This window comes from Microcoleus sp. N3A4 (genome assembly GCF_036701805.1).
Taxonomy (GTDB): domain Bacteria; phylum Cyanobacteriota; class Cyanobacteriia; order Cyanobacteriales; family Microcoleaceae; genus Microcoleus.
Window position 1 is genome coordinate 1 of the sequence record NZ_JAUBRJ010000030.1, and the last position, 14,733, is coordinate 14,733.

Sequence of the window (14,733 nt, forward strand, 5' to 3'; positions counted from 1 at the left end):
TTTGACAACTACAAAAATAGATGTTTGCTTACGCAAGCATTTAATTGTTAGTTTAGCATACCAACTAATGAAGAACCTTTTTTATTAAGAATTTTATTGGTAAACAATCACCTGATTCAGGTTCGGCAGATGGCTGAGTTTTATATCCTGCGTCCTCCAGCCATTCACAAATCTTCCTCCAGTTTTCTACCTTTTCATCAGCTTTACCTACAAGATTTTTTACATATTGGTATAAAGTATTACAGAAATCTACGGCGATTCCCTTGGGGTTTTTACCGAGCCTTTCGGCAATTTCGGCGGGACTGTAGCCGCAGAGTAGACCCCGTAGATGTTGTTTCTCTGTGGGCGTGAGCCGCTTTCCCTTGGCGGATGCTAGGTCTGTGTAGAGGGTTTCTAAGTCCCAGTCGCGGGCAGCTTCGGGGAAGCGATCGTTAGTGGATGCCATTGCAGGGGATAGGTTTCTGGATTTTTTATAATCAAAGTCTAACACGATTCCTAATGCTTATTAGTTTCTTTGTTAAAGGTAGTTAGGTTAGTATCAGGAAAAGCACGATCGTGATTAATTTTACACAAGCAATTCGGGCAAGGCTCACTTCTTGCCGCGTAGAGTTTTCTCCAGGACAGAGTTATTAAGCCAAAGTATCTAAAAAATCGCCTGTTTTTAAGATGTCGAAAAATCCGACTTAAAAATCAAACTTAGGAGTATTTTATGCCTTCATTCTATCCCGGTCAGAAAGCTAATGAACTTGCCAAGGAAGCTCAAGAGCGATTCGAGCGTGCGGTTGAAGATTTGAAAAGAGAAGAAGCAGCCACAAACAAATTGGCAGAAGAGTATGGTCAACTTCAACTGAATGTCATAAGAAGCACAATTAAGCGCTTTGTTACCTTCCTTGAAAATAGTGGTCGGAAGGCTTCAGAAAGTGAAAAGCGGCTTTTAGAAGGGATGGATTTTTCAGTTCAGCAGATGAAGGAGTACAAAGCTGCGGCGGTAGGAGCCGAACAATATTTTATGGGTGGCGTTAAATCTGCTGGAGCAGCCGCAGCAGGTTACGGCGGTGCTATTGGTGCTGTTACTTCACTAGGAGCAGCAAGCACGGGAACAGCTATCTCAACTCTCAGCGGAGCGGCTGCTTGGAACGCAACTTTAGCATGGTTTGGCGGTGGAGCGATCGCCGCTGGTGGCGGCGGTATGGCTCTGGGTGCTGCTGTGCTAGGCGGTATCACCCTTTTACCAGCTTTGGCGATTGGTGGCTTTTTTGCTGCTAGTGAAGGCGAGAAAGCGATGACAAAGGCGCGAGAGCATGAAGCTCAAGTTAATAAGGCGATCGCAGACATGAAACTTGCTAAGGACTTTGCAAAACAGGTAAGACAGCGGATAACTGAGTTGAGAGGAGTGTTTGAATCCATGAACACTCGTCCTATTGAAGGTTTGAGTCAACTTGAATCTCAGCCTTTTGATGCTAAGACGGATGCTGAGAAGTTCCAACAGGTAGGTCTTCTGATGAAGGGACTTGTAGAAATGTTGAAAACTCCTGTCTTAAATAATGACGGTAAGCTTAACCTCGGTACTGTGAAGGTTTTGGAGAAATATCGGATTTTACCAGGGAAATAGAAATCACGATCGAAGTAGTCTCAAGACTTACGGAGAAAATCTATTTGTAGGGTGGGCATTTCCCACCTTACTACTTAAAAATAAGGAGGTTGCAATGAATCCGTGGGAAATTTTAGGAAATGTTGGTGATTTACATCAGATATGTACTGAGAATGACTTCGCAAAAGAAAACCAAGCGGGTGCAGTTGTAGGAGGAGGTGCAGCACTTGTGGCTGGTGTAACTTTTTTGGGTGCGGCTGCTCTAGGGCCTGTGGCTATTCCTTTAATCATGGTGGGCGGTGCAATGGCGGGTGCCACAGCAGAATCTACAGTTAAGAATGTAGGCAAAGGCGTAGCAATGGCTGGCGCCACAGCAGGATCTACAGTTAAGAATGTAGGCAAAGGCGTATCTAAGGGAATTACAGGATTTTTTGATTTCTTCAAAAGCGATGAAGACTTTTTTAACCGAGGAATAGAAAAGCTTGAAAGTGGAGAGTACGCGGCCGCTCTTGAAGATTTTACGAAAGCGATCGAACTCAATTCTCAAAATGTTTATGCCTACTTTGTGCGCGGCTGTATTCTCGATGAACAGCACAATTATGCAGGAGCAATTTCAGATTACACTAAAACTATCCAGCTCGATCCTAGCTATGTAGATGCTTACCGCAATCGAGGTAACATTTACGTCGCTAAAAATGATTATAACAAGGCAATTGCCGACTACACCCAAGTCATCAAACTCGCTCCCGGCAATGCGGATATCTACTTAATACGAGGAAGTGCCTACAGCGAACTAAAAAATTACAAAGAAGCCATTGCTGACTTCACTCAAGTTATCACTATCGATCCTAGTAATGTGAATGCCTACTACTGTCGTGGTTTAGCATATACTGAACTAGAGAATTATGAGAGTGCAATTGCTGATTATACTCAAGTTATCAAACTTGACCCTAACTGTGTCGATGCCTACTTCACGCGGGGCTGTTTACTTGTTGAGCTAGAACATTACAAAAAAGCCATTGCTGACTTCACTCAAGTTATCAAAACTAAACCTAATGATGTTAACCTGTATTTTCAGCGGGGTTATGCTCGCGCCAAAGTAAAGAATTATAAAGGAGCTATTGCCGATTTCACTCAGGTTATAAAGCTTAGCCCTAATAAAGCAGTTAATTATTTGTATCGCGGTCATGCACACGTAGCAAACAAGGATTATGATAGTGCAATAGCTGACTACAATCAAGTCATCAAGATAGAACCAAACTGTACAGATGCTTATTTTCATCGGGGATGCGTCCGCCATGAAAAGGGAGACAAGCGGGGAGCTCTTGCCGACTACAATCAGGTCATCAAAATAGAGCCAGACAATGCTTATGCCTACGTTAAAAGGGGTTCTATACGCAGAGAAAAGGCAAAAAGAGAGGAAGCCGTAGCAGATTTTCAGAAAGCTATCAGCCTCTTTCGCCAAAAATCCATGATGGATGAAGTCCGAAATCTTCAAAAAGAAGTCCGCAATCTTCAGAAGGAAATTAAGAATACTCCTTGGTGGCAGACGCGGGTGTTTTAGGATTCTGTTCTGTTGAAATATCGAATTTTACCAGGCAAATAGAAATGATAGCTAAAAAAGTTCCTGTAGAAATCTTTAATCCCGGCTCCGCTGCTGAGTGCTTCCGCGATGTTGTTGAAGCTTACACCGAATACAAAATAGTTGCCGAGCAAGAACAGACTAAACGGCGTGGTATAGAAGCTTGGGAAAAAGCAACAATTGCCGACATTCAAGCAAAACGCGATGCTTTAATCAACTATCTTGAATGCTCGTTTGATGAGCGTACTAAGAACTTTAACTTTCTGTTTAAAAAGGTCGATGAGGCAATAGCAATCGGTGATAACAACCAGTTAGCTTTAGCCATGACTTCAATTACTGAAATAGCTAAGTCTAGTCCGCTCAAAGACCTTGCTGATTTGACATCTGTCAGAGCAGCCCTTGAAGATCCAGATCATGAATGGGAGTTTTAATCTGCCCTATCATTCTCAAAAACTCAATTGATTTCATTTTGTGGTAGTAATAAATATGTAGTGAAATTTAATTACAGTCATTGAATACATAGGATAATTTTATAACTCAAACAATCAAAATTTGTAATTTTAATATTTCTTGACGCGCTTGAATGTAGATTGAGTTAGAGTGATGCTATCATAAGTAACTATTGTAGGAATCCTTGATCTCTGCCAAAATTAATTTAGTCATATCATATGCTATCCTTACGACCAAATTGCCCTGACTGTGGTTCAAATCACATAGTTAAAAATGGTAGAATTCACAATAAAAAGCCCAAATACAAATGTCAAAGTTGCGGTCGCCAATTTGTCGAGAATCCGACCAACAAAGTAATTAGCTCAGAAACAAAAGATTTAATCGATCGACTTCTTTTGGAGAAGATTTCTTTGGCTGGTATAGCTAGAAGCACGGGTGTTTCTCAAAAATGGTTACAGGATTACGTAAATAATAAATATGCCTCAATCGAACGCACAGTAAAGGTTAAACCTAAAAAAAAAGTCAGATTGAATGTTGAATGTGATGAACTGTGGTCATTTGTAGATAGCAAACAAAATAAGCAATGGGTGTGGTTAGCAATGGATAGAGAAACCAGAGAAATTATTGGTGTTTATATTGGCGCTCGTAGCGAAGAAGGAGCAAAACAATTATGGAATTCTCTACCTCCTGTATATCGACAATGTGCTGTTTGCTATACAGATTTTTGGGCTGCATATGCTTGTATTTTTCCTTCGCTACGCCATCAGCCAGTTGGTAAAGAGAGTGGAAAAACTAATCACATTGAAAGATTTAATAATACATTGCGCCAACGTGTTTCTCGGATCGTAAGAAAGACTCTTTCATTTTCTAAAAAATTAGAAAACCATATTGGTGCTATTTGGTATTTTATCCATCATTACAACTATATTTTGAGCCAATAAATATCTAATCACTACATATTTATTACTACCCATTTTGTCAAGAAAAGGAGATTGTAGAATATGACAATTACATCTATACTCAAACAACTCGAAGGCTTGAGTCGCGAAGAGATGATAGCTAGGGCTTGCTGAAAAAGTAAGAAAACAGCATTTAGAAAGATGAATGAACTCGCCAGTCCCTTGATAATATAAGCTTTGTTTGCGATATTTTGTCCAAAGCATAAACTTTATTAATCATCACAGGTGGAAAACCGGAAAAAAAGTGTATATTCTGAAATAGACATAAAAAAAGCCAAAAAGCCTGCCGTAGCAGGGCCGAAAGATTCATCACCAAAAAAGTTATGGCGATGGTGGTTTGAGAAGTATTAGAAAGTTTAGCCATCACTCTACCGAGGCTGAATCTTCTTTTAGCTTCTCCAAATTTTCCCTCAATCGAGTTACGAATTCTCTCGTCTTCCAAAGCTTGTTTCTTCGTTGACTTACTCATATTTGTCGAGGGCCTTCCTAAAGGGGGACCACTCATTCTAATTCCTCTTTCTTTGCACCAAGCTCGATTCTCGCGAGTTCGATAAATTCGATCTACATGAATTGATTCGGGATAGAATCCCGTGAACCGTTTAAATTCTTCTACTTGTTTTTTTAAGTCTACAGATTCGTTAAAATTATCCCAACTAATTCGGTCTAAAAACACGTATCCGTTACGACAACTCGCTGACAGCTTTGCCCCAAATTCGACGGATTTCCCGGCTTTTCCTCTAACGATCGGGCGGATGTGTGGTTGTGTTAAACTTACTATTCTGTCCTCAATACTATGTGTTTTTTTTTCATACATCCATAACTGTTGACGGTAGACTTCTGTGACTATTAATAGCATTTTATAATAATATTTATTCAGCCACGTTAGCTCACCCAAGGCCGCGATATGAGCTAAATTTCTTTTAATATATTGAAGTTGTTTCTTAATCGCTTTTCTTCGTTTTTTTTGTGATGGTCTTCGTTTCTTTGCTACTGTCAAGTATTCTTTTCTGGCTAGGTTTCGATAAGTTCTTGGTTTTTTTTTACGGGTGACTGAATTTGACTGTGCAAAGCATCTATGATTGTTTCGGTTTGTTCCCTGGCTTGATTCAATATTCCTAAGTCGTTAGGATATTTAATGTCGGCTGGCGCGCAGGTTGCGTCTAATATTAATTTTCCTTGATTTTTCGGCTCGCTGATGTCCGATGACCTTTTATCGACTACTTTGCCTGGTGCTTCGGTCTGCTCTTTGACCATTTTTTCATTGATTTTATTGACTAGGTTGACACCTATTCTCTGTCTAAAATGAACCAACATTGATGAGTCGAATGGTGCTTGACTGCTATAGCTGGTCATGCCTATAAAGTATTGTAAGTAGGGGTTTTCTCGGATTTGTTCTATTGTTTCGCGAGCGCTAGTTCCTAACCTTTCTTTAATAATTAATGCTCCCAATGCCATCCGAAAAGATTTCGCTGGAGCTCCCATATCTACGGAAAAGTTTTGAGCATATTCTGCTTCAAATGCTGACCACGGAATTAGTTTCGCCATGATTATCCAACGATTATCTTCTAACAATTGCCCCTCAAAAGGCAAGTCAAAGTTGGATGGCGGGTTTGGGGTTGGGTCAACTTTTCGGTACATTACGAAAGTGATGTTGTACTAGGCTTTGGACAGATTTTAGCTCATAAGCTTGCACACGTGGAGCGTTCAAACCAGTCAAAGTCTTTCTCTGTAAAGGTTTTAGGCTTTTTCAGCAAGCCCTAGCTAGACTAGAGCCTACTCTCACTGAACTTCAAAGCGAGCGGAGTAACATGAGAGTAGTAAAAAAAGACAATGAAATAAACAATGAAATCTCAACACTAAACAAAATATTAGGTGTAATTAAATTTGGGGTGCGCGGTTCTCTGAATAAATCAGAACTTGAAGAACTTCGTCCAGTTCTTCAACGATTTGTCCTAGATGGAACGTTTACTGAATTGAAGTTTATGTCGCTGTACCCAAGAGCATAAAATTAAAGATCGCACCCTACTCCTACCCACCAAATAAAAATCAAACACGGTCTGAATCGTCAGCGATCGCTCGAAATGGCCTGTCTGTCCCAACTAACCTACGTCACCTAAAACCAAGGCTTAGAAGTTGTGCGCGAGATCCTCAAATCAGGATGTTCACCCTTCGTCGGTCAGTATGAAACAATAGAGTTTATTCAAGCGCCGCGCCCGTTGATTTCAACAGGTGATTTTGCTTGCTGTGGTTTGGGCTTGTCTGCACCGAACGAGATGGCGATCGCTATCCGAGAAACGTAAGGATTCAGGTCTAAAAACTTGCGGCTCCAACGCTTGTCTGGCAAGGGTTTTAGCGCAAAATAAGGGTTTTTGTCTTTCGTGGTTGATTGTCAATAAAGGACGAAAAGCTGTCATTTTTCTTCCTAAGCTTGAGAATAGAGATTGATTTAGCATCAAGCTCCCGATCTAAAGTCTTTGCCCAGCAAGGAGTTCAGTGACCTGAATCCTTACCGAGAAACAGAAAACCTAAAGGCATTCATTGAGGATGTGACACTTTAGTCGAGCGATCGTTTTTGGGAACAAGTGCAATCGCGCTCTTAAATATATAGAAAGGCTGAATTATGGCCAACTTCCACCTTGGATTAAGTCTGTAGAATAAACGTCAGCCAAAAGCGATCGCCCTTTTCTATCTAATCCCAAATCTGGCTTAAAAATCCCTCAATCTCTTAGTCCGCGCAGGCGGACTTCGTTTGTATAGAAGCGATTTCAATCGCCGATTGAAATCGCCTATTTTTAAATCGCCGATCGCCCCGATTGTTATTTCTTCAACTTCAACAGCGGTTCAATCTGCTGTCTTTGAAACTGCAATTCATCCGCCAAAGGCTGGTAAATTTCTCGATCGCCCGATTCATTGCAATAATCCCACAAACCATTGTAACAGTGCCTGTCGTCGTCCCAACCCGGATGGTTGACAATCGGATACAAGCAGATTCCGTCTATTGGAACTCCTGCTTTGATTGCCGCCGCGACCTCAGTGCAAACATAGTTAAACCAGACAGGTCTCAAATCGTCTTCAGTACCTGTTTCGGCTACGAATAAGGGGCGGCGGTAGCGATCGAACACTTCTTGCAGCAGTTCGCGAAACGGGCGGTACAGCGGATCGGTGTATTTCATGGGCTCTTCATTGTGAATCCACTGATTGCGATCGTAATAATTCACCCCAATAATATCGAGATATTTTTCCTTGCCGCCGAGTTCCGGGCGAAAGCGTCCCGCCAACATATCCCAAGCTTGATATTGAGATAAGCGATAACCTTCCGCTGCGTCCCGATCCTCCGGTTTGTCAGGATCGGCAATAATGTTAATTGTGGGGTCAATTTGAACGATGCGGGTGTTGGGATTGACTTCCCAAACTGATTCTATCGCGGCGATCGCAGCTTTGATTAGCTGGATTTTGAGCTCGTCTCCCCGCCCTTTTGCAAACGGATTGATGTAGGCGACATCGCCGCCTGCCCAAGCAATAAATGAAATTTCATTGACAGGTGTCACGAAAGGTGTTTGGTCTGTTTCCTCAGTTAGCACTTCCATAAAAGCGCGCACCATCTTGGCAAACCTGGACACGAATTCGGGACTGAAAATATCAATATCGTCGGGCCAGCCGTAGTGAAACAAATCCCAAATTACCTGCATTTTCATGTCGCGGGCGGCGCGGATAATTGGGAGGGAACTGGAAAAATCGTATTTTCCGGGCGACTGTTCAATTAAGTGCCAGCGCAGGCCTTCGCGGACTGTGTAAATGCCTTGCTGCTGCAAGCGTTGGTAGTCGGCGACTACAAATTTATCGTGGCCGGTGGCGGCTGTGACATCGAGGCGTTTTCCCGATCGCAATTTGTGGGTGGAACATTCAAAACCGCCCATGAAAAAACTTTGAAACATTGCTGGTTATTGGTTATTGGTTATTGGTTATTGGTTATTTAGTAGGGTGCGTCGCCCTCGACTAGCTTCAACTCAAAGCAAAAATCTCAGTAGCGACGCACCAGACTAAACCGTAAGTTACGTCAGACTTATGGTATAGGAAATAATTAAGGTTTTGCCATCTGATGTACCCTTGACAGTTGACAGTTGACAGCGAGTTTTTAAGGTTTGTAGTAATGACTTTAATATGGTAGGGTGCGTCGCCCTCGACTAGCTTCAACTCAAACCAAAAATCTCAGTAGCGACCCACCTTTAATATGGTAGGGTGCGTCGCCCTCGACTAGCTTCAACTCAAACCAAAAATCTCAGTAGCGACGCACCTTTAATATGGTAGGGTGCGTCGCCCTCGACTAGCTTCAACTCAAACCAAAAATCTCAGTAGCGACGCACCAGACTAAACCTTAAGTTACGTCAGACTTATGGCGTTATGGTGCGTCGCTAAGGAATCTTGGTAAATAGCTGGGATTGTCGCAGCGACGCACTCTACTTTTAATTATGGCGTTATGGTGCGTCGCTAAGGAATCTTGGTAAATAGCTGGGATTGTCGCAGCGACGCACCCTACTTTTACTTAAATACCCTCTTGATTCTTTAGTCTATTTAGCACTGAGTAATAGCTGGCTGTGAACTTTCTTCGGGAATATCCCAGCCGAGAGTAGCCGCCGCCATCGCCTCTAGGGGAAACTTGGGAGTGCGATCGGCATAAAGCAAACCGTTAGCTTCTTGGAAAGTATCGGTCAACTGCGTGTAACAAAATCCGCTGAACATTTCCACTCGGTTTACCACCTTCAGCAGCGCGGTGTAGCGCCTTTGCAGTTCCTTCGTGTCGGACGCGCGCACGTAGCCCCAAACCCTGTAAAAATCGGGGTTTTCGCGGCCGGCGCAGGCGATGCCGCCGAATTCTGTCAGCATCATCGGCTGTCCTTGGTGCGGGTGTCCGTCGAGGGTGAGGATACGCCCTCCCGGACGCCCGCGATCGAACAAATCGGATAGCTGGACTTCGGGCCCGTAGCGCTTGGCTAGGGTTTGCGGGTTGTTGTCGTAGTCGTGAATCGCCAGGATGTCGGTATCGATGCTTTCCCAGCCGTCGTTACCGATGACGGGGCGAGTTGGATCGAGGGTTTTTGTCAAGAAATAGAGCGCTTGCACGTAGTTGCGGTGGGCTGGCGCTTCTACTAAATTTGGAACTCCCCAAGATTCGTTGAACGGCACCCAGACTACGATACAGGGGTGGCTGGCGTCGCGGTCGATGACTTCCGTCCACTCTCGCGTCAGCCGTTGCACGGCTTTGGGAGTGAAACGGTAGGCGCTGGGCATTTCTTCCCAAACTAGGAGCCCGAGCACGTCAGCCCAGTACAAAAATCGCGGATCTTCAATTTTTTGGTGCTTGCGGACGCCGTTGAAACCCATTGCTTTGACTAATTCGACATCGTGGCGCAAAGCTTCGTCGGAGGGGGCAGTCATCAGGGTGTCTGGCCAGTAACCTTGGTCGAGCACCAGCCTCAAGTAGTAGGGGCGACCGTTGAGCATGAAGCGATCGCGCTGGATGCTGACAGTCCGCATGGCGGTGTAGGATTTAATCTCGTCGAGCAGTTTGCCGTCGGCCCACAACTGCACTTGAGCGTTAATTAGCGTCGGCTTTTCGGGACTCCACAGCAGTTCGTTGCGGTAGTCGTCGATACCCGGGTCGGAGAGGGCGATGCGGCGGTGGATTTCGCCGTTGATGACTTCGTAGGTGTCGTTGACCAGCAGCATACAGCCGATCGACAGTTTAACTTTAATTTGGATTCCCGACTGGCGATCGCCCGCGACAAACGCTTCAAAACCAATTTCCCAACGTTCAAACTGCGGAGTCCAGCGGATGCGCTCGATATAAGTGTGAGGCACCAATTCTACCCACACCGTCTGCCAAATGCCGGTCGTGCGCGGATACCAAATGCTGTGCGGCTCTATTTGCCAGTCTTGCTTGCCGCGCGGTTGTTCCAAATCTTGCGGGTCGTCCTGGGCCCAGACTGTCACCCGCTGCGGCCCGCTGAGGTTCAAAACTGATGTAATGTCTGCGGTGAAAGGAGTGTGTCCGCCTTCGTGTTCGATGACAAACTGACCGTTCACCCAGACGCGGGCGCGGTAGTCTACGGCCCCAAAGTGGAGGAGAACTCTGCCTTCTGTGTGGGGTACGTCAAATTCGCGATCGTACCAGCAGTTAGCGTGAAAATTCGTGTCCCCGATCCCGCTTTTTGGCGATTCTGGAGCAAAAGGCACTTCTATAGTCTGACTCCACTCAGAAATATCGATCGGCTGCACGCAGAGTCCCGTGTCGTCGTAAGCAAACCTCCACTGACCGTTGAGACAAATCCAGTTGCTCCGGCGCAATTGGGGGCGCGGATAACCTGTTTTCCGTCCTTGAACAGTCACCTTAGTGTCTAGAGTGGAAGACTCTTCAATATCGCAATTTTCTAGTTCTCTACCTAACCAACTCATTGGCACATCTACCCTAAGTTATATTTATACGTTAGCGACTATTGCTCCCACTTGGACAAGTTTTTTGCTGATTAATTTGTAAAAGTTCTGTACACTAAAACAGCCTCATCTGAAGGAGCTCTTATGCAGAAGTCATTAGTGATTAGTAATTAGTCATTAGTCACAAGCAATCTTCCGGAAAGTTTTTAGGTTGTAGTCTCAAACCCTTCATTTTCCGTTGGCAGTTCGATTCCCCAATTGCCCTGAAACCATTATTCTACGGTTGTCCAGCAAAAATTGTCCGACGTTTTGAGAATGAAGAAGAAATATTTTCCCCTGGCACACTCAGACACTCGGACACTCTCTCTAACTCCAAACTCTAGTTTAGCCGACAACACTTTGCAAATCTCCTAACGGTTCAGTTAGGTCACTTTTAAGAGAATTTTCTTCCGAAGGGGGCAAACACTGAAATATTTGTTCTAGTCCCGTGAGTTCAAATAGGATTTTCACTTGTTGGCTCATAGCCGATATCAAAAGTATACATTCGCTGTCTCTAACTAATTTCACGATCGCCACTACAGCCATTAACTCCGAATTTTTCAGGAAACTGATCTTTGAGAAATCGAGCATCAGAATTTTGCCCCCGCTTTCTATGAGGCGCTCTATTTCTTTATGAAAATGAGGAAATTGAGATTTTTCCAAAACCTCATGAGACAAAACAATTTTAACGATAACGTTCATTTTCACCTCAACGCTTGTTTGAATTGTTAAATAACTTTTTATTCAAACCGAGTAAGGTGCGCCATCAGCACCTTACATTTTTACCCGTAACTCGCAGCTTGCAGCTACTTGCTACCAGATTTGCCGTTGCCGTTGCCGTTGGCGTTGACAGCAGAGACTTCTAGAGAAGCTGCGGCTGGGCGATCGGTAACTTCATTTGAGGAGCTTAATTTAGAGGCAGAACCGTTAAGATTTTCCACCAATTCAATCACCGGCTTGGTAGTAATTTGAGTGTAAGTTGTCAGAGCTTGAGCGACCACTTGATCCATGTTGTAATACCTGTAAGTCGCCAGCCTTCCCACAAAAGAAACTCCCGGAGTTGCATCAGCCAAAGCCTTATATTTCTTGTAAATTTCGGCATTTTCTGGACGCGGAACCGGGTAGTAAGGGTCTCCCTCAGCTTGGGGATATTCGTAGACAATGCTAGTTTTTAGATGCTCTTGTCCCGTGAGGTATTTAAACTCCGTGCAGCGAGTATATAAATGCTCGTTGGGGTAATTTACCACCGGTGCTGCTTGGTGTACGGGTACGTTTAGCGTTTCGTGCTTGAATTCCAAAGAACGGTAAGGAAGTTTGCCGTAGCAATAATTGAAATAAGAATCAACCGGCCCGGTGTAAATCATTTCTCCGTAAGGAATAAAACCCTCAATCTCGCGGTAGTCGGTATTCAGCATCACCTTGATGTTTGGGTGATCGAGCATCTTTTCAAACATCCGAGTGTAGCCGTGCAGCGGCATTGCTTGATAGGTATCGGTGAAATAGCGATCGTCCCGGTTTGTGCGAGTGGGTACGCGCGCAATCACTGATTTGTCAAGTTCCGACGGGTCCATTGCCCACTGTTTGCGGGTGTAGTTGCGGAAGAATTTCTCGTAAAGTTCGCGGCCGACTTTGCTGACAACGACATCTTCGGAAGTGCGAATATAATCTTTTGGTTCTGCTACTTTCGCAAAGAAATCTTCGACTTCAAATGATGTGAGATTCAGTCCGTAAAGTTGGTTTACGGTGTTGAGATTGATCGGAATTGGCAGCAGTTGACCGTCAACGCTGGCGAGGACGCGGTGTTCGTAGGGCCGCCACTCGGTGAACCGCGAAAGGTACTCAAAAACTGGGCGCGAATTGGTATGAAAAATGTGGGGGCCGTATTTGTGTACGAGGATGCCGTGGTTGTCGTAGTGATCGTATGCGTTGCCCCCGATGTGGTTGCGGGTATCAATTATCAAGACTGTTTTTCCGGCCTCATTTGCTAGTCTTTCGGCAATGACGCTACCTGCAAATCCTGCTCCGACGATTAAATAGTCAAACATTAAAACACCTCTGATTTTGGGTAAGGTAATTAGTAATTGGGCATTGGGCATTGGGCATTGGGCATCGATAACAACAGTCAACAGCCAACAGTCAACAGTCAACAGCCAACAGCCAACTGACTACTGACTGCTGACTAATGACTTCTGCTTTCTGCCTTCGATCGCACTTTCGATCAACCCCAGCATTTCGCCCCAGGTATTGTCCCAAGAATTGTCGGCTAAAAAAGCGTCAACTTCGCTCAGCCACTTGGTGCGAACGTCCGAACTTTCGCTGAAGATTTCTTCGGCACAAGCAACGAATTCTGAAAAATTGCTAGCAATCCGAACCAAGCCCTTTTCTCCGTAGGGCCGCACCACGTCGCGGATAGGAGTAGAAATCACCGGTTTGCCGGCAGCGAGGTATTCTGGAGTTTTCGTCGGACTAATAAACTTAGTCGATTCGTTAATCGCAAAAGGCAGCATTGCTATATCCCACCCGCCAAGATACGCAGGCAGTTCTTGATAAGATTTGCCGCCGAGATAGTGGATATTTGGGTGAGTTGGCAGAGTGGCCGGATCGATTTTTACCACGGGGCCAATAATGACTAAATGCCAGTCCGGCTTTGCTTCCGCAATGCCCCCCAGCAGTTCGATATCCATGCGTTCGTCTATAACACCAAAAAATCCCAAACGCGGGTGAGGAATGTCTTTTTGATCGGCTGGTTCTTCTGCAAGATTTCTGGCTGTGCCAAAGTGTTCTTTTTCGATGCTGCTGGGGAAAGCGTGAATATTTGGGTGCTGGTGCTGTTTGGCTTCGTAAAGGCTGTGTCCGCCGGTAAATACTACGCTGGCGCGCTTTAATAGTTGGTTTTCATTGGCTTTTAAATCCGGGTGCGCGCCTTGGAATGCTGACAGTTCATCCATGCAGTCGTAGACTACGGCTAGTGGCTTTAAGTGGCTTGTGAAACTGACAGCCATTGGTGTGTAATACCAGAGGATGTACTGGCTAATTTCTGCCGCTCGAAACAAATCATCTAGCATGGCTTGCTGAGCAGTTTGTGCTGTTGCTTCGCTGATTCCTTCGCTCAGGTGCGGTACTATTACCCAAACTCCGGTTTCGTGGATGCTGACATCAAGCCACCAATCTGTAGCCGCGCTCAAAACTGGTTCTTCTATAAAGAATACGCGACGATTTTTGGCACAGCGACCCAAGAGATGTTGCGGGCGCTGATAGACAAAATTCCACCGCAAATGAGACAGGCAAACTAAATCCGGTGCATCTAAAGCATCCGCTTTAGATAAGTTGGCGCGCAATGCGGGCGAGGGTGCGAATTGAGAGGGCGATTTGGCTGGATCTATAGAGGTAAATCGGATCTCCCATGCTCGATCTTTATTGCTATAATTATTGTTTACTGAGTTGGCTGGGGGCGACATAATTAGCCTCGGAAATTTGTCAAAAATTAGTCAGTTAAAATTGGTCAATAGAAGATATTTCTCAGCATTGTCTTACTGAAAGTCGCAAGCATCAATCAGAGAGACTTTATTGACGAGCAAGCGCAGCATTCATCTAACCAAACAAAGAAACTGCTTAGCTGCGGAAAAACACGCTTATCTGCTTTTTTCAGAGTTGAAACTTGGAGATAAGTTAATATTCTT

Annotated in this window: 13 protein-coding genes; 5 read left to right on the plus strand and 8 right to left on the minus strand. The window is 44.6% G+C overall.

Translation table 11 applies throughout. The annotated features are described in order from the left end of the window. Nucleotides 1-64: 64 nt before the first annotated feature. Entirely contained in the window at nucleotides 65-445 is a 381-nt protein-coding gene (locus QUA56_RS18135) for a helix-turn-helix domain-containing protein (RefSeq protein ID WP_333360034.1), read from the minus strand. Between the two features lie 264 nt (nucleotides 446-709). Between QUA56_RS18135 and QUA56_RS18140 the strand changes: the two genes are divergently transcribed. From QUA56_RS18140 to QUA56_RS18155, 4 genes are all read left to right on the plus strand, one after another. Beyond that, nucleotides 710-1,612 (plus strand): hypothetical protein, encoded by a 903-nt coding sequence (locus QUA56_RS18140; protein WP_333360036.1) that lies wholly within the window; start codon nucleotides 710-712, stop codon nucleotides 1,610-1,612. A 94-nt stretch (nucleotides 1,613-1,706) separates the two neighbouring features. After that, nucleotides 1,707-3,155: a tetratricopeptide repeat protein gene (locus QUA56_RS18145; protein ID WP_333360039.1), complete on the plus strand. Its 1,449-nt coding sequence runs from the start codon at nucleotides 1,707-1,709 to the stop codon at nucleotides 3,153-3,155. 44 nt (nucleotides 3,156-3,199) lie between these two features. Then, nucleotides 3,200-3,604: a hypothetical protein gene (locus tag QUA56_RS18150; protein ID WP_333360041.1), complete on the plus strand. Its 405-nt coding sequence runs from the start codon at nucleotides 3,200-3,202 to the stop codon at nucleotides 3,602-3,604. A 237-nt stretch (nucleotides 3,605-3,841) separates the two neighbouring features. After that, a complete protein-coding gene (locus QUA56_RS18155) occupies nucleotides 3,842-4,564 on the plus strand; it encodes an IS1 family transposase (protein ID WP_333360043.1) in 723 nt (240 codons plus the stop codon). A 151-nt stretch (nucleotides 4,565-4,715) separates the two neighbouring features. Here QUA56_RS18155 and QUA56_RS18160 read toward each other — a convergent pair. Next, a protein-coding gene (locus tag QUA56_RS18160) for an IS5 family transposase (RefSeq protein WP_445242922.1) occupies nucleotides 4,716-6,220 on the minus strand; the annotation gives its coding sequence in 2 pieces (ribosomal slippage) (nucleotides 4,716-5,623 and nucleotides 5,623-6,220; 1,506 coding nt in all). A 170-nt stretch (nucleotides 6,221-6,390) separates the two neighbouring features. Here QUA56_RS18160 and QUA56_RS18165 point away from each other — a divergent pair. After that, a complete protein-coding gene (locus QUA56_RS18165; protein ID WP_333360048.1) occupies nucleotides 6,391-6,588 on the plus strand; it encodes a hypothetical protein in 198 nt (65 codons plus the stop codon). A gap of 194 nt (nucleotides 6,589-6,782) precedes the next feature. On the opposite strand, the gene QUA56_RS18170 is transcribed toward QUA56_RS18165, so the two are convergent. The 6 genes from QUA56_RS18170 to QUA56_RS18195 all read right to left on the minus strand — a co-directional run bounded on the left by QUA56_RS18170 (nucleotide 6,783) and on the right by QUA56_RS18195 (nucleotide 14,511). Continuing rightward, complete coding sequence (locus QUA56_RS18170) at nucleotides 6,783-6,926, minus strand: hypothetical protein (RefSeq protein WP_333360050.1); 144 nt, start codon at nucleotides 6,924-6,926, stop codon at nucleotides 6,783-6,785. Nucleotides 6,927-7,398: 472 nt separating this feature from the next. Continuing rightward, complete coding sequence (locus QUA56_RS18175) at nucleotides 7,399-8,517, minus strand: beta-glucosidase (protein WP_333360051.1); 1,119 nt, start codon at nucleotides 8,515-8,517, stop codon at nucleotides 7,399-7,401. Nucleotides 8,518-9,154: 637 nt separating this feature from the next. Beyond that, nucleotides 9,155-11,035, minus strand: coding sequence for a glycoside hydrolase family 2 TIM barrel-domain containing protein (locus QUA56_RS18180; RefSeq protein WP_333360054.1), 1,881 nt, complete (start codon nucleotides 11,033-11,035; stop codon nucleotides 9,155-9,157). Nucleotides 11,036-11,398: 363 nt separating this feature from the next. After that, entirely contained in the window at nucleotides 11,399-11,755 is a 357-nt protein-coding gene (locus tag QUA56_RS18185) for an STAS domain-containing protein (protein WP_333360056.1), read from the minus strand. Nucleotides 11,756-11,859: 104 nt separating this feature from the next. Beyond that, a complete protein-coding gene (glf, locus tag QUA56_RS18190) occupies nucleotides 11,860-13,149 on the minus strand; it encodes a UDP-galactopyranose mutase (protein WP_333360058.1) in 1,290 nt (429 codons plus the stop codon). A gap of 69 nt (nucleotides 13,150-13,218) precedes the next feature. Next, nucleotides 13,219-14,511, minus strand: a complete 1,293-nt coding sequence (locus QUA56_RS18195) for a glycosyltransferase family 1 protein (RefSeq protein WP_333360059.1) — start codon at nucleotides 14,509-14,511, stop codon at nucleotides 13,219-13,221. Nucleotides 14,512-14,733: the final 222 nt, after the last annotated feature.